The sequence below is a fragment of the Treponema sp. OMZ 790 genome, from assembly GCF_024181285.1.
Lineage (GTDB): Bacteria > Spirochaetota > Spirochaetia > Treponematales > Treponemataceae > Treponema_B.
Genome location: NZ_CP051201.1, coordinates 649,734 through 672,678 on the forward strand (window position 1 = coordinate 649,734; position 22,945 = coordinate 672,678).

Sequence of the window (22,945 nt, forward strand, 5' to 3'; positions counted from 1 at the left end):
TTGATATAGGGTTTTTTAAATTGAATAAAAAACGGTTTAGTTTGATCATTTTAATCTGTTTTCTCTCTATTACAGCCTTTGCAAAAGGTTCGGCTGAAGTTGATTATGCAGCTGCCATAAAACTTTTGGAATCTTCCGAAAATACTGCGGCTTTGGAAGATATAGTCCAAGTTATGGAAAAAAAGCCTGAATCTATGGAAAGCGGGATAAGTCTTGCCCGAAAAACAATGAAAAATCAGGCTGAATTTCAAGAAACTTTTCATCAACTTATAGAACTTTTAAAAACGGACCCCAACAACAATTTAAAACGAATCGCCATAATCGACAAAATGGAAGCCATTGAAGCCGATATAGATCCTCTGCTAAAAGAATTTTTGGAAAAGGTAAAGGTTTCTTCATTTTATGCAATTTACCGTATAAAATTTAACGACATTATGAATGAAGGTATTGCCTTAATAAAAGAACAAAAATATAATGATGCCGCCGGAACTTTTATAAAAGGCTTTTCGATGTATGACGGTGATACCGTAAATGAAAATGAAGGAAGCCGCATAAATAATATTTTAAAAAACGATCTTGATGCGGTTAAAGCCGAAGCCAAAAGGTACGAATCCTCTTATGCCGCATTTATGGCGGACGTAAAAAAATATAGAAGTAAACTCGGTTCATCTTCAGTAACTACTCTTGAAAAAGAATTGAGCAATTTAAAAGACTCTTCCTCACAGCTTCGAAGTATTACAGGCTCTACGGCCCGGCTCGGTTCCGTTCTGAAACGGATTTATTTAAGCGAGATAAAAAAAGAGGCCGAGGCTCAAGAAACTATTTTACCCTTTGCTTACCGCTTAACGATGGGAAGAGACTCTGCAAAAGAGTATGAAGGTATTGAAGGCGCCATGGAAGCCGGAGTGCATGAGCCTTTATATTCCTTAGCCGACAGTCATTGGCAGGAAATCAAAAGGTTGTGGTTTGAAGCTTGCGATACATTCAATTTTGAGAAAGATATACCGATCGAAAAAAATATTTCTTTAATCGATTTTCATTTAAATAGCTTGATAGAAATTTATTCTCTAATCAATACCCGTTCCAATTCAAGGTTTTTTAAAACTGCGGATACACAAGACAAAAAGAGAGCTTCTTTAAGCGAGCTTAATAAAATAATATCGTCTACAAAAAAACATTACAGCAGTTTTTTAAGCCTTAGAAAAACCATAGAACCGGTTACGCCTATCTATGCGGGCAGTGCTGATGAATTGCGCAATAGCGAAAATCCCCGGATAAAGAAATTAAAGGCCGAAATTAAAGAGCTGGATTCTCTGGTTGACTCCGTTAAAAAATTATCCGAGTCTACAGTTCCGCATGGTGCAAACGATCTTGCCAAAGAACAAGAAAGTTTACAGTCGAAGCAGAATTTATTTTTAAATAATTTAAATCAAAGCCGTGTTATTTGTTATGAAGGTCTTGCAATCATAAACAATACGTCGGGTAAAAAAGCCCTTGCTGAAGCTGTGCAAAGACATGACACTTTTCGAAATACTAAGCAAGGTTCGGATAAGATGTCTCCTGACGCAGCAAGGCAAGAGTTATTGGTTTTACGGCAGATTATAAATTTGGATCTTCGTATTTTAAAAAATTTTGTTAAAGAACTTGATGTTTTAATAGATGCATCGGCTAGAACCTTTGCAGAAAATAAAAAAGGGATTGAAAAGACAATTAATTCTTTTGAAAATCTTTCTAAGATTATCGATTCAGATTTGGCCCAAACGGAATCGACCATGTTGAAAATACAGTTGGCAAAAAATGAGGCCGATTTGAGATTTGAAGAAGCAAAAAAGAATTTAAAGGCCGGTAATTTTTCTGCTGCAAGACGAAGTATCGAGTTATCCAGAACGAGAACAAATGATGCTCTCTATCTTGAAGAAAATCCTGAATATAGGCAGATGACTGATGAAAGACTCGATAAGTTAGGCAAAGAAATAAATGATGCCGAAAACGCTGTAGTTGTTCGGGATGTTCGTGAATATTTGGAAAAAGCAAAAAAGGATTATTTTAATACCGATTTTAGAAGAGCTGAAGAAACATTGATTGCTGCCCGCAACCGATGGGCTGTAACTCATGTTGATCCTAACGAAGAAGTTGAAAACTGGCTGGGCATTGTAAATACTGCCGGCACGTTAAAAACCGGAAGAACTATCCCGGTATCGGCTCCTCTTTATCCTCAAATGATTCAGCTTTTAAATAATGCAAATCAACTTTATTTGGATGCTGCACAAAAAATTAAATCAGGACAGCGTTCTTCGGCATTGAATAATTTAAAACAAGCTAAAGAAAATACTCGTCAAGTATTGTTGATATTCCCATATAACGAAATTGCAGGTCAGCTTAATTTAAAAATAGATAAATTGGTGGATCCTGCAAACTTTACAGGTCAATTTAGGCGGAAGGTGCAAACTATCAGAGCTGAGTACAAACGTAATTCTCAAAAGTCTTATAGCGACTTATTGGATTTGTACAGTATAGATAAAAACTTTCCGGGGCTTATAGAATTAAAAGACGAGATTGAAATTTATCTGGGGCTTAAATTGCCGCCTCCTAACTATAAAGCAATTGCTGAGGCTGCTGATCTTACAAAATCCGCGCAGGCTATATACAGGGCAGGCGATAAAATTGCATTCCCGATAGCTGTTCAGCAGTTGGATACGGCTATTAAATTGGATCCGCAAAATATTACTGCAATACGGCTTAAGGATTCAATCCAAATGAGCATGGGCGGCGCCGCTGCTGTTGTTCTATCGGCTGCCGATGAAACAAAATATCAGCAGGCTGTTTCGGAATTGCAAAAAGGAAATAAAGTTATAGCTGCCGCATTGGTGGAACAGCTTATGCAAAGCCCGAATGCAAGAAATTCTGCAAAGGTTAGAGAATTAAAAAAGAGGATAGATGCATTATTATGATTAACGGAAATAAAAGCATGAAAAGATTTTTAAATGTATTGTTGATATTTTTCTTTTTTATATGCTCTTTATCGGCAAAGGAATTTTATTGGGAAAATCCTTCAGTCATAAGCGGCCGAAACGGACATTTTTTAAAATCCGCTTCAAATAAAGATATTTCTGCATCTGTTTGGGAAGAAGTTGTAAAATCGTCAGACAGTGAAGGTTTAATTTATATTTCTGCCGGTGTATATGTAAATAAAAAATGGACAATAAACGAAAGAATAATTCCGCCGATTCCGTATACTGCGGACATTCCGTCAATTGCTTCGATTGCTGTAGGAAATGACGATACTATTTTAATAGCATTGGTAAAAAACCGTAATACCATTACCATTTTAAAAAGTACCGATTACGGTAAAACTTATGCGGTTAAAAATATTACCACACAAATATACGATTTGCTTTCTCCGCAATTATCTGTTGCTTCAAACGGTAAGTTCCTCATGTTTGTGTCTCACGGTGCAAATGAAAAATTTTCAATATTTTCATCTTCATCTTCAGACGGATTAACTTGGGCTCCTTTTTCGGAATTTAATTTTGCAAAAAAAATAGATAGAGTTTTTCTTCCGGCTCATAGTGCCGCAGCGAGAAATGATGTATTGGTTTTTCAAGCCTTGGACAAAAATGAAAATAGACAAGCCTATCATCTTTTTTCATCTTTTTCTTCCGACGGCGGAAGCTCATGGTCTGAGCCCGTAAGGTTAACCGATGATTTTAGTTTTAATGATCAAAGGCCTCATGTATCGTATATTCCCTCGGAAAGATCCGTTTTTCTTGTGTGGGAAAAAACTCCTTACCGCAGTGAAAAAAATTCTACGGCCTTTGCTGTTTTAAATAATAAGGGAAAACTCGCCTCAAGTATTGATGTTCTTCCTTCTCAAAACGGAATCGTATTCAGTCCTAAAATAATATCTTATAATAAGCAGCCTCTTATTTCTTGGTCTGAAGATTATAACGGCAAGGCTTCGATTTTTATTGCATCCAAAAAAGACGGTGATTGGATGATAGATACCGTTACGTCCATAAACGGTTCATTGCTTTTTGTAAACCCTTTTTTTGTTGACGGCAATCTTCACATTTTATGGCAGGAAGGAATTCGTTCTGCTAAAATAATGCATATTGAACCCGACCACGAAGTTGCAAAAGCTCAGTTACAGCCGTTCGATTTTGATTCAAAAACTGCCGGCGGCAAACAAAAAATTACAATGAAAATCAAATTTCCTAATGATTCATCGGGTATAGCCGGATATTCGTATGAATGGTCTAAAGATTCGCCGCCGGAATCTGTTCGGCCTGTAATTCAAAAATTAGCGAACGAATCTGTTTTGATATATGAACCTGATGAAGACGGTTTGTGGTATTTGGGAGTAAGGGTTTGTGACTATGCGGGAAACTGGTCGGATATGACTACGGTTTCTTATGAAAGAGATATAATTCCTCCCTTGGCTCCTAAATTTGAGCTTTTGGCTTTAGATAAAAACGGTTTTTTAAAATCGAATACTTTTAGTATCAAGTGGAATCCTCCGGAGTATGATATATCGGGAAAACCTGAAACGGCTATAGACGGATATATATGGAATCTTTCTTATATAGGCTCAGCAGATAAATTTATTTCATATCTAAAAAAGGCGTCGCCTTCTTTTATTGATGATGATGCCGTACAAAAAATTCTATCCAATAATTTAAAGATTGATTTAAATACTTCAAAAATTACATCTTCTTCAAACAAAAGAGAATTTTCAAATTACGAAAACGGTCTTTATGCTTTGACTGTTTCTGCGGTAGATGCCTTCGGTAATATCGGTCTTCCTGCGGTAAAGTATTTTGCTTTAAATAAATATATTCCCTATACGTATGTTTCCGATATAAATACGGTTCAAGGTTTGGACGGTGTTATTTCGATGACCGTTGTAGGTAAGGGATTTGCCGAAGGCGGTGAGATTACTTCATTATATGTTGACTCTGACGGGAATCCTCCTTATGATTTAACTATCGAAAAAGAAAATTTTTCTATTGTAAACGATAAACTTATATCGAATGTAAAAATAGATTATGTTGAACCCGGTCAATATTATGTAGGCTTGATGCATTCCGGCCGCGGAACTTATTTTGCAGACAAGGTTATATCTTTTGACAATATAGGAAATATTAAGCTGGGCGACTACGGAGAGACGTACACATATAATTGGCTTTTGTCGTCCGTTGATCACGATTTTTCGGATTATTTTTTAATTATCTTTTTAGCCTTATTTATTTTATTGATTATGATTTTGTCGATATCGGGAGTTATTCATTCTATAAAAGAGGCTGTAAAAATAAAAAATGAGGTAACGGTTTTATTGAGCGGAGGTGTTATGACATTGAGAAAAGAAAAAAGGGTATCTGCATTAAAAGTTAAAGGCGTTGGATTAAGATTAAAGTTTATTTTATTTACAACAACTTTGATACTGTCGGTTATTTTAACCTTGGCTCTTACTTTGGGATTTAGGTTTTCTGAAACTCAGGAAAGACTGTTGGCCGAAGGCTTGGCATCCAATACTCAGGTTTTGCTTGAAAGTTTAAATTCGGGTGCAAAGGCTTATCTCCCTTCAAAAAACGTATTGGAATTAGGTTTTTTGCCTTCACAGATTGGTGCTCTTAAAGAAGCTACGTTTGCGACTATAACCGGAGTTCATATCGACAACAAAAAAGTAGGTTATAATTTTGTTTGGGCATCCAATGATGATGACATTACATCTAAAATAGATACACCCGAATTTGTTGTCGGACAATCAGAATTGTCTTTGGCTCAGATGGAAGATGTTTATAAAAAGCTGGATAAAATTGATCAAGAAGCAAGGGCCAGTGTTGGAGAGCTTTCAGATGAAATTCAGTCTTTGACAAATACGGCTATAGGAATAGCTTTGAATACTGATAGAAAATCGGTAGAACGCCGAAATGAAATTCAAGCTGCCATCAATCAAATGGAAACAAAACTTAATTTGGAATTGAACAATTTGAGTGTAAAGGGTTCAGGCTCTTATCCCGAATTTAATTCAAAAAAACTTTCAAGGGATGTTACCAGCTATCTTTTTTATAAGCCGATTCTTTACAGACAGACAGGTGATAGAACTAATTTTATTCACGGAATGGTTTATATTCAGGTTTCGACAAAAGGTTTAATCGAACAAATTGATGAAGCAACCTTTGCTCTATATAAAATTATTTTCTTCATTTCTCTTGGTTCTCTTATAGCCGGTATTCTCGGAGCCTATATTTTGTCTTCAATTATTACCGCTCCTATTAAAAAGCTTGTTGAACACGTTTCAATGATTGCTGCAACCGATGACAAAGAATTGCTTGCGGGTAAAGATGTTAAACTTAAAACTAAAGATGAGATAGGTGTTTTAGGTACTACCATAAATGCGATGACAAACGGTCTTGTAGAAGCTGCTGCTGCCTCAAAAGATTTGACAATGGGTAAAGAAATTCAAAAAATGTTTTTGCCTCTTGACGTAGATGAAGCAGGAAGAAAACTTACATGCGGTAAAACCATAGATGATAATGTAGAATTCTTCGGCTACTATGAAGGTGCCCGCGGTGTATCGGGAGACTATTTTGATTATATAAAATTGGATGATAGATATTATGCAATTATAAAATGCGACGTTGCAGGTAAAGGAGTTCCGGCTGCTCTTATCATGGTTGAGGTCGCAACTCTTTTCTTGGATTATTTTAGAGAGTGGAAATATAAAACTCACGGTTTAAAAATAGATCTCGTTGTATCCCGCATAAACGATTTAATAGAGTCCCGCGGATTTAAGGGACGTTTTGCGGCCTTTACTCTTTGTATTATGGATTCTATAACGGGTGATGTACATTTTTGTAATGCCGGAGATAACGTTATAAATATTTATGATGCCGCTTCAAAAAAAATGAAAGAAGTAATCTTGACCGAAGTTTCGGCTGCAGGTGTTTTCCCGACGTTTATGATAGATATGAAAGGCGGGTTTAAAGTTGAAACCGTAAAACTTAATCCCGGAGACGTTTTGTTCCTATACACTGACGGTATTGAAGAAGCAAAACGTTTGTTTAGAGATTCCAACTTGCAGCCCGTTTTATGCGAAGAACCCGGCCTTGAAAAAGATGCCGAACATGAAACTCACAGTGTCGGTCAAGATGGAGAAGAATTGGGTAAACCCCGCGTATGCGAAATTATCGAAAATATTTTTGCCCGAAGATCTTTTAGCTTAAAAAAATGGCATAATCCTATTGAAGATGAACCGTTTGACTTTGATTTTACAAATCTTGAAGGAACAATTGAAGATGCCGTTTTAGGACTTGTTTCTGTAGAAAAAATATTCCGCATGTATCAAGATCCTAAAGCTACTGAACGCGATATTGTTCAAGTGGATAAAAAAATAGACCTATTCTTAAACAAACATTTTAGACAATATCAAACATATTGCGGAAACCGCATTCCGAATGCAAACTATAATGAATATCTTTACTATACAAACGTTAAAGAAGATCCTCAATATGACGATTTAACTATTTTGGGTATTAAGAAAAAATAAGATTATGCTTAAAGTACAAAATTTAACCAAATACTACGGAAGCAACAAAAATAAAATCATAGGTTGTAAGGATATTTCGTTTGAGCTGAGAACGGGAGAAATAACTTCTCTTTTAGGTTTAAACGGAGCCGGTAAGAGCAGTATCATAAACTGTATTTCAGGTTACTACACTCCCGATGAAGGAGATGCTTTTATAGATTCATATTCCATTTTAACCGAAAACATTGAAGCTAAAAAACGTTTAGGTATCCTATACGAACAAAATCCTCTTTATGCAGGTTTGAGTGTTTATGAGTTTTTATGTTTTGCAGGACAAATGCACGGAATAAAAAAAGAGCAATTAGATAATGATGTAAACGAAGTAATGAATTTTTGTGAAATTTATGAGATTAAAGACCGCTTAATCCGAGGTTTGTCAAAAGGTTTTAAACAGCGTGTAGGACTTGCTCAAGCTGTTTTGCATAATCCTCCGTTAATTATTTTGGACGAGCCTGCTTCAGGTTTTGACTCCGTTCAAGTAAAAGATTTTGAAAAAAAGATTTTACATATTGCAAAAGAAAAAACTATTTTGATATGTACTCATGATTTAAGACAGGCCGCAGAGATTTGTTCCAATCATATCTTGCTCAATAAGGGAGAGATAATAGCTTTGGGAAATCTTTTAGAAATAAAAGCTCAATTGGAAGAAGCTGGATGTGAGTTTGATGATAATGTTAATTACACCGTGTTAGAAAAAGCTTTTGAATTTTTTGCAGGGATAAATAAAAATGAATTTAGAAAAACCGAATAAGAATATTATTTTTTGTATTGCAAAAAAAGAATTTAAGATGATGTATAAAAGTTCTACCTTTTATGCTTCTTCTCTTTTTTTTATATTGGGTGCAGCTTTTGGCTTTATCGGAACCGATTCATGGTTTAATGCAGGATTGTCGGACCTAAAAACTTTTTTCCTGAATATGCCGTTTTTATTTTGTATTATAATTCCAATGCTTACTATGAGCCTATGGAGTGATGAAAAAAAACAATTTACCGATAAGTTTTTATTTTCATTGCCTGTTCCAATTCGTTATATAGTTTTAGGAAAATATGTGAGTCTTATTTTTATTTGGCTGATAATGATAGGCTTTAGCATAATAATTCCTTTATCCGTATTCCCGTTAATTTACTTGGATGTTGGAGCTTTTATAGTTTCATATTTTTCTATTTTTTTGTTTGGTGCAGGCATAATTTCATTCTCGTCAGCTTTGGCAGCATTATCGCCGAGAACCGAAATTAATTTTTTGTTTTCATTTTTAACGGTGTTGTTTTTTACTTTTATTTATCCGATAACAAAAAATTTAAATTTTTCTTTATTTTTGCATAAAATTATCTCTTATCTTTCTTTTAGCTCACACTTTGATTCTGCTGCAAGAGGTCTTTTTGATTCCGCAGATATATTTTTTTATTTTCTTTTGATTGCTTTGGGAATTGAATTGAGTGTTTTTATTTTGACAAAACAAAGGGATGCAAAATGAAAAAAGAATATAGATTTCAATTTTTACTTTTTATTTTGATGGCTGTTTTAATTTCGATTATTTCAACAAAGATATATTTTAGACTTGATATGAGTAAAGGGAAAACTTATACTTTATCGAATTATACAAAAAATCTTTTAAAAAATCTTGACAGCTCTGCCAAAGTAACGTGGTTTAAAAGCTCAAATGTGGATTTGTTTTTCCCGTCATTAAAATATTTAAACGACATGCTTTTGGAATACGCCCTTTATTCAAATGAAAAATTTTCCGTTTCCGTAAAAAATACTTCGAGCCTTTCAAATGAAGCTGTAAAACAAATAGGAATAATACCTCGTGAAGTCGAAGCTCAAGATAATGCCGTGAAGATAGTGCATAAATTATATTCAGGGCTTATGATTGAATATATGGGACAGACCAGGGTAATACCTTTTATAGATGATATCGACACTTTGGAGTATGACCTTGCAAGATTTATCTTGAGCATGAGAGATGATGCAATAGGAAATACTCAATCAGGAACAATCGCTCTTATCGCAGATCCTGCCTTGTTAGAAAACGATTATTCCTATGTAATTCCTTGGCTTGAATATGCAGGTTTTAATGTACTGCCTTTAGAACTTCCCGTATTAAATATACCGGCCGAATTACCTCTTTTGGTTATAGGTTCCGATTATATAGATTATTCTTCTGCTGCTGCGATTGATATGTTTTTACAAAAAGAGGGAAGGGCTGTTTTTTTTGTTTCGGGAAACAAAGTTGATGTAAAAGGTTCATGGAAAGCAAAACCCAAGGTTAAAGATTTTTTATTGGATGTGCTTTCTCATCACGGGTTTTATGTAAATGCAAATATGGCTCTTGATTTAATAAATAATTTTCGTATTACGATGTCGTCGATTGATAATAGAGGAACTCAATTAATTAATTATCCTTATTGGATTCAACTTCCTTTAAACGGTATCGACAAAGATCATCCGATATTTGCGGCTTACCGCCCGTTGGTTTCTTTTTGGCCGTCTTCAATCGATACGGATTTAAATAAAAATTCTTCGATAACTCCTTTTGCATTTACAGGAAAAAATTCTCTTACGGTTTTTGAGTCTTATAGTACTGATCCGCTTGAAAATCATTTTAAAAAATTTCAGGATGCATCTTTTAAGCCTTCAGTAATTGTTGCAGGACAGACAAAGCCGTCCCGTGTTTTGGTTATAAGCGATGAATATATGATAAGTAAAGCAATCGATTATACTGCATCTCTTTACAATATGGACTTTATGGTAAATTGCGTAGAATATATCTGTTTAAAAGATAATCTTCTTTTATTAAAAAATAAAAAACATTCGCCTCCTTCTTTTAAACAATTTGAAGATAGGGATGAAATGTTCAATCTTGTGTTTAAGGCAAGATTGATTTCTCTTATTTTTCTTCCTATTTTTATTTTTGCTTTAGGCGTTTATATATTCATAAAGCAGGGGAGGGTAAAATGAATTTTTTTTTAAAGTTGAAAAAATATACAAAAGGATTAATTTTTATAAATGTTTTTTTGCTTTTGCTTTTGATTTTTATAAGCATTCCAAAACAAGAAAAAGATGTCTTTAATGCTCCTCTTGTTTTAAAAAACAATATTGAAAATATAGATGAAATTATTTTTACCATTCCAGACAATTCTCTTCCTCCCGTTTTTAACGAATTGATTCTTTTTAAAAAGAAGGATAAGTTTTTTTTAAAGACAATGGCCGGCGAGTATCAGGTTAAAACTCCTCTTGTGGATAGACTTTTTTCGATTTTAAGCACAAAACAAAATTTTAGATTTGTAGATGACAATGTAAAACAATATATCAACTTCGGTTTGGATGATGACCATTCTGCCCGGCTTAAACTTTTGCGTTCCGACAAAACCATAATCGGTGAATTTATATTTGGAAAAAAAGACACGTTGGGCATCAATCGTTATGTCCGCATAGATGCCCGCACAAAAGTTTTTATTATGCCTGATGTTCTATCGTCGTTTTTAACCGTAAACAATAATTTTTGGCTTGATTTGCAAATTTATAAATACAAACTTCAAAATAATTCGATTCGCCGCATCGAAAAAAACAATAAGTTTTCGATCCGCTCAAATAAAACTGAAAAAGAATTTAACGAACTTGAAACTTTTTTAAGGCAGTTTTCATGTATCGATATTTTCCCTGCTTTTCCGGTAATTACTTCTGAAAGCGAAGAGTTTAGTTTAATTTTAGAAAACGGCGAAAGAATAAAAATCGAGCTTACACCGATGGAAGGCGGCGATTTTATCCTGCTTGACTCTTCTTCAAAAAAGCCCTATGTGATAAGCGGATATACAAAACGCCGCATCGATTCCATCATAAATTCTATTTTTTAATTGATGTTTCGCTTAACAGTTTTTTGATATTGTTTATACAAAGCTCTAAATAGTTTTCAGGTACCGGTGCTTTTTTCCATGGATGAGTAAGTCCGCTTGAGCTGTTTATCCGTATAAGGGATAAGGTGCATCCTGCATTTTGAAGAATACTTATTACGGTTTTTGCATCTCCGCCTTGAGAGCCGACTCCCGGAATCAGCATCGGAACTTCCCCGGCTTTTGCATAAATTTCGGCTATGACCTTTAATTCTTCCATTCCTGTTGCCCCGACAACGGCTCCCGTTCCGGGAAATTCTTTTGCATATGAGGCTATCTTTTCGGCAACTTCGATATAAAGCTCATGAGCGTTTTTTCCGTCTGAAACGGTTTTAAGATTTTGAAAATCTTTTGCTCCCGGATTGCTCGTACGGTTTAAAATGTACGCTCCCTTATCGAGGTATTTTTCCGAAATAAAGGGAAGAATAGAATCGCTTCCCATATAAGGACTTACGGTTACGGCATCGGCCTTCCAGCAGTCAAATGCTTCAACGGCATAATTTAAACTTGAACGGGCAATGTCTCCTCGTTTTGAATCAAGGATTACGGGAATACCCGGAAAATGTTTTTCGATTAAGGATAAAATTTCTGCAAGGCTTTCAGAGCCTAAAAAATCCTTTTTTCTGGGCTTATCCAGCGCCGAATAATATCCGATATTCGGTTTAAAGGCTGAAGGAACCAAATCCTTTTCCTGCATTTTTTCGAAAAGCTCTTTAAAAAAACTTATAAGATCGTCTTTTAGATTCCCGGTTTTCTGTGGTATTGCTTCGATAATCGGGTCCAATCCCATACATGCGCAGTTATTAGTTCTTTCCGCCGAAGTTTTTAATAATTCAATGTAGTTCATATATGAGCTAAGTTTAACTTAAAACGGAAAATGTGTCAATTATGCCCTAAATTTATAAAAAAAATCAACAAATTCTCTAAAAAATGCATTTTTTGGTTGAAGATATGCAACTTCTGATTTATAATGTACATATGAGGAAAAATAAACTTTTTTTTATAGCCATAGTTGCATCTTTGGGCATTGCAGTTTCAGCTCAATCTTTGTCTTCTAAGTTGGAAACGGCTTTAAAATCAAAGAATGTGAAAGCTGTGCGTGAACTTTTAGTTTCAGCTCCCTCCGGTGAAAAAACAAAATTTGAAAAAAAAGTTCTTGAGACTGCAAAACAGTCTGTTCGTTCGGGTGATTTGGATTATGCTAAAAATCTTGCCGAGGTTATTCTAATATCAAATCAGGATCATGTTGAGGCACAAGATTTATACTCTTCGATTGTGGAGATGCAGAAGAATAAAAGAAAAATTGATGAGCAAAAAAAACAGATTCAGGCCGAGGCGGAAGCCAAAGCTAAGGCTGAAGCTGAAGAAAAGGCTCGAATAACTGCAGAAGAGCAAAGAGAGAAGGACAAAGAAGCTTTGTATAAATCCGTGCATGAAGTTGACTTAAAAAATTTTTACCTTGAAGCAAGTTTAGGTACTTCATTCAGTATTTTCGGCAGTAGTTTTGCAAATAAAGCTTTTGGGCGTAAAAAGACTAATTCCGATATGGGAGTATTGGTCGGATTCAATGCAGGCTTTGTACATCCTTATATATTGTTAAAATTAGGATTAAATGTAAATTGGCTTACTGTAGCGATGTCCGGAAAAGACCTTTCTGTTTTTGTTGCATCCAGATTTGCAATAGGAACCGCTGCTGCAGGCGGTGTCCCTATTTTTTTGTCAACAGGTCATACTTACATAAACTATTACGGCAAGGGCGGCGGTGAGCAGCAGTCTATGTTGTATACAAGAATCAGTAGTCCTTTTGTAGGAATCAGTGTTGAAGATTGGCACCCAATCGAAAAACTGGGTTTGACATTTAAATTTAACTGGATTCCAATATCAGTTACAAGCCCTTTTATGAGTTTTGGTATGCACACAAATATCGGAATAACTTATGAATTTTGGAAGAACCGAATTATGTCTTTAAGAGCGGGCGGTGATATGGATATATATGCCTTTACTGCAAAAAAATATGCCGATTGGAATATTATTCCGAATATATATGTAAATACTATATTCCATGTTCCCAAGTGATCGATCTTGAGGGTATCATTGAAATGAAGGTATCATTGAAATGAATTGTAAACAAAAAAACGATTTAAAAATTTTTTCTTATACACGTGTGTGTTGTGTTGTTTTTTCTTTGATTATTACGGTTCAAGCCTTTACCCAAAATGAACTTATGGAAAAAATGATTGACTCTATCAATCGGAGTCTTTTATTAAAAGAGTATGATAAGGCTTTTACCAATAGCCTTTTTGTACTGCGTAATTATAAAGATCAGGAATTGCCTATTGATATTGAAGACACCTGCAAAAGGGCTGTAAGTTCATGGCTATCTTACCTTGAGACAGAAAAAAAATGGGAAGAAATTATTGATATTGAACAAAAATTAATTGATGCTCCTGAGTCCATCAAAGTTCTTTATAAGAGCCCTATTGATAAGGCTATAGTTAAACTTAAAAAAATGCCTGCCGCTTCTTCTAATAGGATTCAACCTAATTCCGTGGAAGTTAAACCTCCTAAAAACGAAAACAAACCGAATAAAAATTCTGTAGAAACAATTCAAAAGTCTTCAGCCGGAACTGTTTTGACTGCAGCCGATAAAATACAAATCCTTGAAGAGCAAAGAAAAGTTTTTAAAGAATTTTTATATAAAATGAAAATGATGGAAAAAGAGCAAGAAAAAATTCGTTATAGTGAAAGAGAGTTGTACGAAAAAAAACGGTTGGAAATTGAACTTGCCAGAAACGAGGCAGACAAAGAACTTCGTGAATATGTAAGAGAAATTATTGAGGAAAACAGGAAAAATACAAACAAAATTATCATAATGGTTTTAATTGCAGCATCAATTTTTTGTGTATGTTTGACTGTAATTATTATAACGGTTGTATTGGTTAATAAAAAATAAGGAGTTTGATATGAAAAAATTATGTATTTTAACTTCAATTTTGGTATTGTTGTGTGTATCATGCGGAATAAAAACGAATTTGGATATTCAAGAAGCTATATTTCCGCCTGAACATTCTATTATTGTATATCAAAATGCTACTTCGCAAGGATTTAAAAACGGCTCGACTTTATCTTTGGTTGGTATAGGTGATGCAGGACATAGTTCATGGGAAGAGCTTCATATTGAAAATTTGACCGAGCATGAAATAGAGTTTGACGGTCTTCCTAAAATTTCAAATACAGATATATTTGAAATCAGAGATCCGCTTTTTAAATTTAAGCTTGGGCCTTATGAAAGAACCGGTTTTGAGGTACGGTATAAACTTGCTGATGTCGGATCTGTTGAAACTGATCTTGCAATCAATTATAAAGTTAATAAACGGAAAAGAAACTTTTCCATTAAGCTTAGCGGAAATTTCATCGGCCTTCAAATAGTCGAAGTCATCGCAGCAAATCCTCCTCTCATACCGTCAGAAATTGAACGTAATCTTCCTAACGGAGGAGCCGGAGTTGACTTTGGATATAAAGAAGGTGATCAAGTTACAAGAAAATTCCGAATAAAAAATAACAGTAATGAACGTATTGTTATCCAAAATATTTCTCTTGATGCTGCCGCAGATTCTGCCGGTTTTAACTTTGATGGACATACCGAACTGCCCGCCGGAACTATTTCGGCTAATTCTTCAAGAGATTTTGAATTGACGTTTCCTGAGTCTTCCATGCTCACATACAAAAAAGGAAATATTATAATACGGCATGACAGAAGTCCTCATCCTTATAAAGTTGCAGTCTGCGGCGGCGGTCCAATCATGCCGATAGAAATAGTGCATAGAAGGAGCGGTGAAGATGTTTCCTGTGTAGTACCGTATAAATTAGATAAAAATTGTTATGACTTCGGCTATAAACCCGCTGTGTCCGAATTTCAATCTATCGGAATTAAAAATATGAGTAAGGCAATATTGCGTTTTGAAAATATTGATGTAAATCTAGTTTCGGGGGCGTTTACATTGCAAAAAAAATATCAGCCCAACGAACTTGTTTACCCGGGAGATCAAGCCAAGCTTGAAATTAGGTTTACTCCTCAACCAAATACGTGGTCCGAAGATGATATTATCATTAAAGATAACAATACTGGAAGAAAATATGTTTTATCCCTTACAGGTTCGGGATTTAAACAACCTAAGGATATCCCAGGGCTTTCCCTATGGCTAAGAGCTGACAGGATAGGTAAGGAACACTTAACTGATAGCAAAGCTGAGATATTTCCCGATATTTCGGGACATGATTTTGATGCTATAAAGTATAAGGGAAAGGGGCCGACTTATAAAGAAAATGGAATAGGCTTGTGGCCGGACTCCGAGAAACTTCCTGTGTTAAATTTTTCAGATAATGAAGCAATGGCTGTTTTAACATCTGAAGATAAATGGATTACCGAAAACGCTGAAGGTACAACGAGTTTTGTTATTTTTAGGCCGAAATTAAATGAAAAAAGATATCATACGCAAGTTGCTATTGTAGGTTCAAATGGAACAAAACCCATTTTTCCATATATAGGTACAACTCAGTTCGTTTTTGATCCGGTAGATGGATTAACAAAAAACGGTTTGGGCGATCCAAGAAGAAGTGTAAGGTTTTATATCGAAAACGGTTATTTATCCGGAGGCAGGAGTCCTGCTTCATCTATGATATACAATATTGACAATGATCCAAATCCTTTATATGCTGCAGCAATAAGATTTGATAATTCAAAAAATGATCCGGATCCTAATTTTCATTTTTTTGTAAACGGAGATAAGGATAATACAGGTGAGACTCCGATTGCCTATGTACATTCTTCAGATCAAGGTGCGACTTCAGGCAATATTCGTGCGTATGGATATCCTGTAGGTCATCGCGGGGAAATTAGAGATTATGCTTTGGATCCTCATCCTGCGGGCGCTTGTCCAATGGATTATGCTTTGCATTTTTTAAATACCAATCATCCTTTTTTCAAATCAAGGACTTCAAGCGGTTCTTCATTAAATGGAAGCATTAAAAATCTCTATATAGGTAAACATGCAGACGAATCATCTCCTTTCTACGGCGATATTGCAGAGGTTATAATATTTAACAGAGCCTTAACAGATGATGAGATTAAGGAGGTATATAACTACATAAAGGTGAGGTACAATACTCAAAGATTACCCGAAGCTTTTTACAAATTATATAAGATTCATCCTGCGGTTATACCTTGGATACAAAAAACATACTAGATGCCATAATTGCATATTTTTGAGTAATGTGATATAATCTTTCGATTATGTTAATTACTTTTAAAGAATTGGGACTTGATGATATAGTCCTACAGGCAGTTGAAGCCAAGGGGTTTGAAGAGCCGACTCCTATTCAGGTTTTGGCAATCCCGAGGCTTCTTTCGGGAGAAGCAAATGTTATAGCTAAGGCTCGTACCGGAACCGGAAAGACGGCAGCTTTCGGCCTGCCTCTTGTGCAGGAACTGCGCGCAAATACGGGGAAGGTGCGAGCCCTCATCTTGGTTCCTACCAGAGAGCTGGCCGTTCAAGTAGCAGGTGAACTTGAATCTTTTAGAATTGAAGAGTTTCCCCGTATTACAACCGTATACGGAGGAGCGGCTATAGGCCCTCAGCTCCGCAGTTTAAAAACGGGTGTCGAAATCGTTGTGGGAACTCCCGGCCGTGTAATGGATCATCTTGAACGCGGCTCGTTAAAAATTGAAGACATCGAATACTTTATTTTGGATGAAGCCGATGAGATGCTCAACATGGGCTTCATCGAAGACATAGAAAATATCTTTTCAAAGGCAAACCCTGAAGCCCGTGTTTTAATGTTCTCGGCAACGATGCCCAAGCAGATACTGGCTATAGCTTCCGACTTTATGGGCGATTATGAAATTGTTGAAGAAGAAGCCCAAGAAGAAACAGCCTCTTTAACCGAACAATTTTTTTGGGTTGTTAGGGAAGGGGATAAGACCGAGGCTTTGGTGCGCTTAATCGATACAAGTCCCGGCTTTTACGGCCTCGTATTTTGCCAAACCAAAATCGATGCCGATGATGTTGCAAAAGAACTTGATGAAAGGCATTACGAAGCGGCAGCTCTTCACGGAGACATTCCTCAAAGTCAGAGAGAAAAAATATTGGAGCGCTTTAGATCCAAAAAAACGCGCATCCTTGTTGCAACCGACGTTGCCGCCCGCGGGATAGATATTGAAGGCATTTCTCATGTCGTCAATTATGCAATTCCTTATGACGGGCCGACCTATACCCACCGCATAGGCAGGACGGGCAGGGCCGGAGCCGCGGGGATTGCCGTCAGTTTTGTGCGCCCTAATGAAATAAAACGAATCGATTATTTACGCAAACATGCCCGAGGAGAATTAAAAGAAGGAAAAATTCCTTCAATCGAACAAGTTATCGAAACCAAAAGAACCCGCATTTTAAAAGAAACTGCAGCCCAAATCGAAAAAAGAATAAATGAAGAAAAACCCGAACAAGGCTTTTCGGCTTTTGCAAATAAGCTTACGGAATACGGAGATGCTCAAACCGTGCTTTCCTTTATTCTTCAAATGCAGTACGGTTCATTCTTATCCCCTTCACATTATAAAACGATTAAACCTGTACGCTCCGAAGGACGTATACGAAAATCGGGTGATGAAGATTCTTTACGCCTTTATATAGGAGTAGGAAGAAAAGACGGTATCACAAAACGTAAGCTCGCCGAAATGTTAAGCCGTCTCCTTTCAATACCTGAAAGACTTGTAGACGATATAGAAGTCATGGATAAATTCTCTCTTGCAACAATGCCGAAAAATGCAGCAAATGATGCATTACGCCTTTGTAAAAAGAAAAGAGGTCTTCCTCATATGCACATTGATGTAAAAAGCGAAACATCCCCTCGTTCAGCTTCTTTGGGAAAGGGCAAAAGAGGACAAAAACGCAATTTTAACGGTGAAGAAAAAAAATCTAAACGTAATGTAAATTCTGCATCAAAGTATAAGCGTAAATAATTTTTATTATTAACATAAATTATTTATAAATTATGTTTTTTTTGCTTGACAATTCCGATTTTGATGATATATAATTTAATTCCAAGGAGGGAAATTTATGAGTGTTGTACATGGAGTTGTACGCGATAAAAATAAAAAACCTGTGCCTTATGCAAAGGCTGCGCTTTTAACCGAAAGGTTTGAAGTTATTGTCAGCTGTGAAGCTGATGAGAACGGATGTTTTTCGATGGAAGTTGAATCAAAAAAATATCCTTATTTTATAGCTTCAAAGGGGTTTCATGAACAATTTCTTGAATTCTGGGGCCATAATATAGATTTGAGGAATGACCTTGAAATAAATCCAAAACTGGGAAAAATAGAAATCTTTAGTTTAATTTTTTTCCCATCGTTGGATACGGATAATTCTATGATGATTTATTTTAGGCCGATGAGTTTGAGGCTTTTATTGGGCGGCGAAAAAGCAATAGCGCCTGAACTTAATACAGACGATATAACCGTTTCGATAAACAGAGATTTTTATCAAATTGTTAATATGAGGGTTATAAGCGAAACTCATGATAAAGATGTTGAGCCCATAAAGGCTTATGCCTTAAAGATAATGATGGACGGTATCGAATTTGACGGAAAAAATAAACTTGAAATAAGTATCATAAAAGATGATGATTACGGTGAAGCCGTGTTGTTTTTTTAAATACGGATTTTAAGTTGAGATAAATGTATGATAGATTCACATGTTCATCTTAGAGACGGTCTTTTATCCGATAAAGAAACTATAGCTCACGCTTTGAGTCTAGCTTGTCCTTCAGGCTTTACGGCTTTCTTTGATATGCCGAATACCAATCCGCCTCTTACAAATGCAGACGCCGTTTTGGAGCGTTTTGCTCTTGCAGAAAAATCCGTAAAGTCGGCAGGTGTTTCCGGCTTTTACGGTGTTTACGGCGGCCTTACTTCCGATAATTTGCAGATAGAAAAAATGGCCTTGTTCTATAAAGAGCATTTTCCAAAAATCCTCGGTTTTAAAATGTTTGCAGGGCATTCTACAGGCAATATGGGAATTGTCGAAAAAGAAGAACAAAGAAAAGTTTATTCCGCTCTTGCACGGCTTGGATATGAGGGCTTAATAGCTGTTCATTGCGAAAAAGAAAGTCTTATGGATAATTCCGTCTTTGATATTGAAAATCCTATAACTCACAGCATTGCCCGTCCGCCTATTGCCGAAATAGAATCTATAAAGGATCAAATTGAACTTATTAAAGCCGCGGGTTTTAGAGGACATCTTCATATTTGTCACATAAGTACAAAAGAAGGAATAAGGCTCGTTGCCGAGGCGAAAAGACAAGGCCTTAATATTTCTTGCGGAGCGGCGGCTCATCACGCTCTTTTAAATATCGATTCTTATAAAAAGTCGGGCCTTTTTGTAAAGATGAATCCTCCCTTGCGTGAAAAAAAAGACCAAGAAGCCGTTTTTAATTCTCTCATTTCGGGCGAAGTTGACTGGATTGAAAGCGATCATGCTCCTCATACCCTTGAAGATAAGAAAAAAGGCGCCTCCGGCATTCCGGGGTTTGCAGGTTCCCTCATTCTTTTAAAAAAACTGCGCAAAGCCGGCTGCTCCGAATCTCGCTTAGAAGAACTTTGCGGCAAGGCCGTCAACCGAATTTTCAAACTTAATTTGCCCTATAAAGTACCCTCAAACACCGAAATTGACGCCTCCCTCCCAATCCTAAGAAACGGCTATCCCTTTGATGCATTTGAATTTATGTAGCTAAGTTGTAAAAAAGATTACTTGACAAATATAAAAAAAATGTATATTATAATTATAGTTACTCTTTATGAGTACTGTTTTAACAAACCTGTATAGTACGGCTTCCCACTTATTCGGGATAAGCCGGAGTTACAGGTTTTTTTATATTGGGAGGAGATTTGATGAAAAGAACTGCTATTTTAGTGGATGGGGGATTTTACCGTAAACAAGCCTTATATCATTTTGGTAAAAAACGGCCGGATGAGCGTGTTACCGAATTAATAAAATATTGTAAACTGCACCTAAAAGAACGCTCCAAGTTTGAAATTATAGATAAAAATGGAAAGAAAAAACGCCGATATCAGTGGAACGAATTATACCGAATATTTTATTATGACTGTCCTCCAATATCAAAAGCCTTATATCATCCTCTAACTAAAAAGAATATAGATTTTTCAAAAACCGATACCAATAAATGGATGGTGGAATTTATTGAACAGTTAATTCATCAAAGAAAGGTTGCTTTAAGGATGGGGACATTGGCTGATAGCACTGCTTACTATGGTTTAAAGAATAATACGGTTAAAAAGCTGTTTTCAGAACGTTTATCAATTTCAGATATAACTGAGAATGATTTTGATTTGTTTTTACGGCAAAAAGGGGTAGACATGAAAATCGGTATAGATATTGCTACTCTTGCATATAAAAAGTTGACTGATCAGATTATTCTTATTACTGGAGACAGTGATTTTGTGCCGGCTGCTAAATTAGCACGCCGAGAAGGCATTGATTTTATAGTTGACCCGATGGGACATAAAATTTTGCCTGATTTAATGGAACATATTGACGGATTACAATCCTATTATAAACATGTTGCACTTAAAAATTCTGCACTGCAATGTTAAAAAGGTAATTCTCCCTCCCAATCCTACGGAACGGCTATCCCTTTGATGCTTTTAAATTTATGTAATTTTTTCTTCATTTTGCTTGGTATTTTGAATTTTTTGATGTATAATGAAAGAAACAAAGTTCGAAGTTCAAAGTAAGGAGTGCGAAGTACAAAGTTCGAAGTTCGTACTTCCTGCCGTTCGGCATTTGTCATTTGGCATTCGAACTTTCCATCGTTCGGCCTTTATTTTGAGGAGGTTTTTTATGAAAAAGATATTATTTTTTATTTTGGTACTTGTTTTGACGGTATCATCGTGTAATTTGTTTGTAAATGAAGAATACGGCGAGCTTATTTTAAGCTTTGACGGAACTCTTCCTGACGGAGCAAGGGCCTTGGATTCCAATGGGCTTCCTGTTCTTTCATCGACAGATATGAAAATCAAGATAGTCAGGGAAAACGGCTATACGATAATACGGGAGCTGGCTGCCGAAGAATCCAAATCCTTAATTGAGCTTGTTCCCATAGGCGAAAAGATCGAGATAACGGTTACGGCCTCTAATGCTTCTTCCCAATGGTCAGGTAAAAAGACCCACACCGTAACCTCAGGCCGAAATCAGGTAATAGTCCTCTTAAGCAAAAAAGCTTCAGGTTTAAATAAGCTGTTGTTTACGCAAACGAAAGTAACCGCGGCGGGGGGGGCAACTTCTTACGACTTAACCCTCTACATGGACGGAAAACCGATTACTGTGCCCCAATCAACCGATGAAGGGCATATCTTTGCCCGAGACAGCTTGGGAAGACTGTATGTACGATATAGTACGGATGCCTCCCCTCCTGCGCAAAAACTTATCCGCTATACAAGCGAGGGTGACGGACCTGAGAATATAAGTCTTCCGCCAGCTCCGCCTATTACCCCTTCAGCATTTATGAATGATTTTACAACAGGCATAACTTATGTTGTTGATCAAAACGGTAGTGTTTATAAAATAGAAGAAAACGCGGTCAACGTTCCCCATCTAACAAGCCTCACGTTTTTTAAAGGTCAGGCAGCAATCGATAATAATCGGGTTGCATGGTTTGGGCATGATAACCCTACTGAACCTAAAATCTATGTCAAAAATATTGATGGCACAGGTGGTGAAGATGTTGAGATTAAAGATGATATTAAAATTAATGACTGCAAAAATTCCGAGGTAACCGATATTTTTATCCGCAATGGTTATGCCTATGTGCTTTTTAAGACCGGGCATTGGTACAATAACTCTATTATTTATGCTTTCGGCGGCGTTGTGCGCTATAATATAAACAATTTGGATGAGGACCCCGTAAAAATAGGGTTTACCGACCCCAAAATTAATACCGGCAATCATACACTTTATAAGCCGTACGATTATTCCAATAATTTTTACGGGGCGGTAAAGGTAATCGGCTTTGACGAGGACAATATCTACATAGCCGACGACGGCTTTGATGCCGTTTATGACGGTGTCCACCAGCCGACAATTACGGCAAACCGTAACCGCATAGCCGTGCTTAATATGGAAACAAACGCGCTCAGCTTTACCGATGCAGCACCTGCAAAATGGTTTAATGAGTGGTAGTGAAGTGCGAAGTTCGACCTTCGTCGTTCGGCATTCGAACTTCCCATCATTCGTACTTTCGGTACAGGGCAACCGCACCAGATTGCTGAAGCGGTTGGCTTCCTTATTGAGCGAAATTTTAAACAAAATTTCGCTCTTTTGTTCAAAAAAACAGGGTAACCGCATCATAGGGGGAACAAAATAGCAAAAAAATAGGCTGTGAATACCCCTCTTGCAG

15 protein-coding genes are annotated in these 22,945 nt (G+C 36.3%); 14 read left to right on the plus strand and 1 reads right to left on the minus strand.

The genetic code is table 11. The features are described 5' to 3' along the window. The first annotated feature begins 20 nt into the window (after positions 1-20). From E4O01_RS03035 to E4O01_RS03060, 6 genes are read left to right on the plus strand one after another with little or no spacing between them, the layout of a single operon-like run. The gene (locus E4O01_RS03035) at positions 21-2,951 is read left to right on the plus strand and encodes a hypothetical protein (RefSeq protein ID WP_253694255.1); all 2,931 of its coding nucleotides are present in this window, start codon (positions 21-23) and stop codon (positions 2,949-2,951) included. Next, complete coding sequence (locus E4O01_RS03040) at positions 2,948-7,549, plus strand: SpoIIE family protein phosphatase (RefSeq protein ID WP_253694257.1); 4,602 nt, start codon at positions 2,948-2,950, stop codon at positions 7,547-7,549. The genes E4O01_RS03035 and E4O01_RS03040 overlap by 4 nt, the downstream gene beginning before the upstream one ends. A 4-nt stretch (positions 7,550-7,553) precedes the next feature. After that, a complete protein-coding gene (locus E4O01_RS03045) occupies positions 7,554-8,339 on the plus strand; it encodes an ABC transporter ATP-binding protein (RefSeq protein ID WP_253694259.1) in 786 nt (261 codons plus the stop codon). After that, entirely contained in the window at positions 8,317-9,063 is a 747-nt protein-coding gene (locus tag E4O01_RS03050; RefSeq protein ID WP_253694261.1) for an ABC transporter permease, read from the plus strand. The genes E4O01_RS03045 and E4O01_RS03050 overlap by 23 nt, the downstream gene beginning before the upstream one ends. Continuing rightward, positions 9,060-10,547, plus strand: a complete 1,488-nt coding sequence (locus E4O01_RS03055; RefSeq protein WP_253694263.1) for a GldG family protein — start codon at positions 9,060-9,062, stop codon at positions 10,545-10,547. Before E4O01_RS03050 ends, E4O01_RS03055 begins: the two co-directional genes overlap by 4 nt. Beyond that, on the plus strand, positions 10,544-11,443 hold the full coding sequence (locus E4O01_RS03060) for a DUF4340 domain-containing protein (protein WP_253694265.1): 900 nt from the start codon (positions 10,544-10,546) through the stop codon (positions 11,441-11,443). The genes E4O01_RS03055 and E4O01_RS03060 overlap by 4 nt, the downstream gene beginning before the upstream one ends. Here E4O01_RS03060 and pyrF read toward each other — a convergent pair. Then, a complete protein-coding gene (pyrF, locus tag E4O01_RS03065; protein ID WP_253694267.1) occupies positions 11,433-12,326 on the minus strand; it encodes an orotidine-5'-phosphate decarboxylase in 894 nt (297 codons plus the stop codon). The two genes, E4O01_RS03060 and pyrF, sit on opposite strands and share 11 nt — an antisense overlap. A gap of 104 nt (positions 12,327-12,430) precedes the next feature. Here pyrF and E4O01_RS03070 point away from each other — a divergent pair, with 104 nt between their 5' ends. From E4O01_RS03070 to E4O01_RS03105, 8 genes are all read left to right on the plus strand, one after another. Next, positions 12,431-13,555 (plus strand): hypothetical protein, encoded by a 1,125-nt coding sequence (locus E4O01_RS03070; protein ID WP_253694270.1) that lies wholly within the window; start codon positions 12,431-12,433, stop codon positions 13,553-13,555. Positions 13,556-13,595: 40 nt separating this feature from the next. Then, positions 13,596-14,432, plus strand: coding sequence for a hypothetical protein (locus tag E4O01_RS03075; RefSeq protein ID WP_253694272.1), 837 nt, complete (start codon positions 13,596-13,598; stop codon positions 14,430-14,432). A 10-nt stretch (positions 14,433-14,442) separates the two neighbouring features. Further along, a complete protein-coding gene (locus E4O01_RS03080) occupies positions 14,443-16,725 on the plus strand; it encodes a LamG domain-containing protein (protein WP_253694274.1) in 2,283 nt (760 codons plus the stop codon). Positions 16,726-16,772: 47 nt separating this feature from the next. Continuing rightward, the gene (locus tag E4O01_RS03085) at positions 16,773-18,494 is read left to right on the plus strand and encodes a DEAD/DEAH box helicase (RefSeq protein WP_253694276.1); all 1,722 of its coding nucleotides are present in this window, start codon (positions 16,773-16,775) and stop codon (positions 18,492-18,494) included. A 97-nt stretch (positions 18,495-18,591) separates the two neighbouring features. Next, the gene (locus E4O01_RS03090; protein WP_253694277.1) at positions 18,592-19,185 is read left to right on the plus strand and encodes a carboxypeptidase regulatory-like domain-containing protein; all 594 of its coding nucleotides are present in this window, start codon (positions 18,592-18,594) and stop codon (positions 19,183-19,185) included. A 27-nt stretch (positions 19,186-19,212) separates the two neighbouring features. Further along, on the plus strand, positions 19,213-20,259 hold the full coding sequence (locus tag E4O01_RS03095; protein ID WP_253694279.1) for a dihydroorotase: 1,047 nt from the start codon (positions 19,213-19,215) through the stop codon (positions 20,257-20,259). A 161-nt stretch (positions 20,260-20,420) separates the two neighbouring features. After that, entirely contained in the window at positions 20,421-21,143 is a 723-nt protein-coding gene (locus tag E4O01_RS03100) for an NYN domain-containing protein (RefSeq protein ID WP_253694280.1), read from the plus strand. A 247-nt stretch (positions 21,144-21,390) separates the two neighbouring features. Continuing rightward, entirely contained in the window at positions 21,391-22,728 is a 1,338-nt protein-coding gene (locus E4O01_RS03105; protein WP_253694282.1) for a hypothetical protein, read from the plus strand. Positions 22,729-22,945: the final 217 nt, after the last annotated feature.

Bases quoted from the DNA above. Each gene is read 5' to 3' on its own strand.
- E4O01_RS03040 (WP_253694257.1), top strand. From the start codon at position 2,948: ATGATTAACGGAAATAAAAGCATGAAAAGATTTTTAAATGTATTGTTG.
- E4O01_RS03045 (WP_253694259.1), top strand. From the start codon at position 7,554: ATGCTTAAAGTACAAAATTTAACCAAATACTACGGAAGCAACAAAAAT.
- E4O01_RS03050 (WP_253694261.1), top strand. From the start codon at position 8,317: ATGAATTTAGAAAAACCGAATAAGAATATTATTTTTTGTATTGCAAAA.
- E4O01_RS03055 (WP_253694263.1), top strand. From the start codon at position 9,060: ATGAAAAAAGAATATAGATTTCAATTTTTACTTTTTATTTTGATGGCT.
- E4O01_RS03060 (WP_253694265.1), top strand. From the start codon at position 10,544: ATGAATTTTTTTTTAAAGTTGAAAAAATATACAAAAGGATTAATTTTT.
- pyrF (WP_253694267.1), bottom strand. From the start codon at position 12,326: ATGAACTACATTGAATTATTAAAAACTTCGGCGGAAAGAACTAATAAC.
- E4O01_RS03070 (WP_253694270.1), top strand. From the start codon at position 12,431: ATGCAACTTCTGATTTATAATGTACATATGAGGAAAAATAAACTTTTT.
- E4O01_RS03075 (WP_253694272.1), top strand. From the start codon at position 13,596: ATGAATTGTAAACAAAAAAACGATTTAAAAATTTTTTCTTATACACGT.
- E4O01_RS03080 (WP_253694274.1), top strand. From the start codon at position 14,443: ATGAAAAAATTATGTATTTTAACTTCAATTTTGGTATTGTTGTGTGTA.
- E4O01_RS03085 (WP_253694276.1), top strand. From the start codon at position 16,773: ATGTTAATTACTTTTAAAGAATTGGGACTTGATGATATAGTCCTACAG.
- E4O01_RS03090 (WP_253694277.1), top strand. From the start codon at position 18,592: ATGAGTGTTGTACATGGAGTTGTACGCGATAAAAATAAAAAACCTGTG.
- E4O01_RS03095 (WP_253694279.1), top strand. From the start codon at position 19,213: ATGATAGATTCACATGTTCATCTTAGAGACGGTCTTTTATCCGATAAA.
- E4O01_RS03100 (WP_253694280.1), top strand. From the start codon at position 20,421: ATGAAAAGAACTGCTATTTTAGTGGATGGGGGATTTTACCGTAAACAA.
- E4O01_RS03105 (WP_253694282.1), top strand. From the start codon at position 21,391: ATGAAAAAGATATTATTTTTTATTTTGGTACTTGTTTTGACGGTATCA.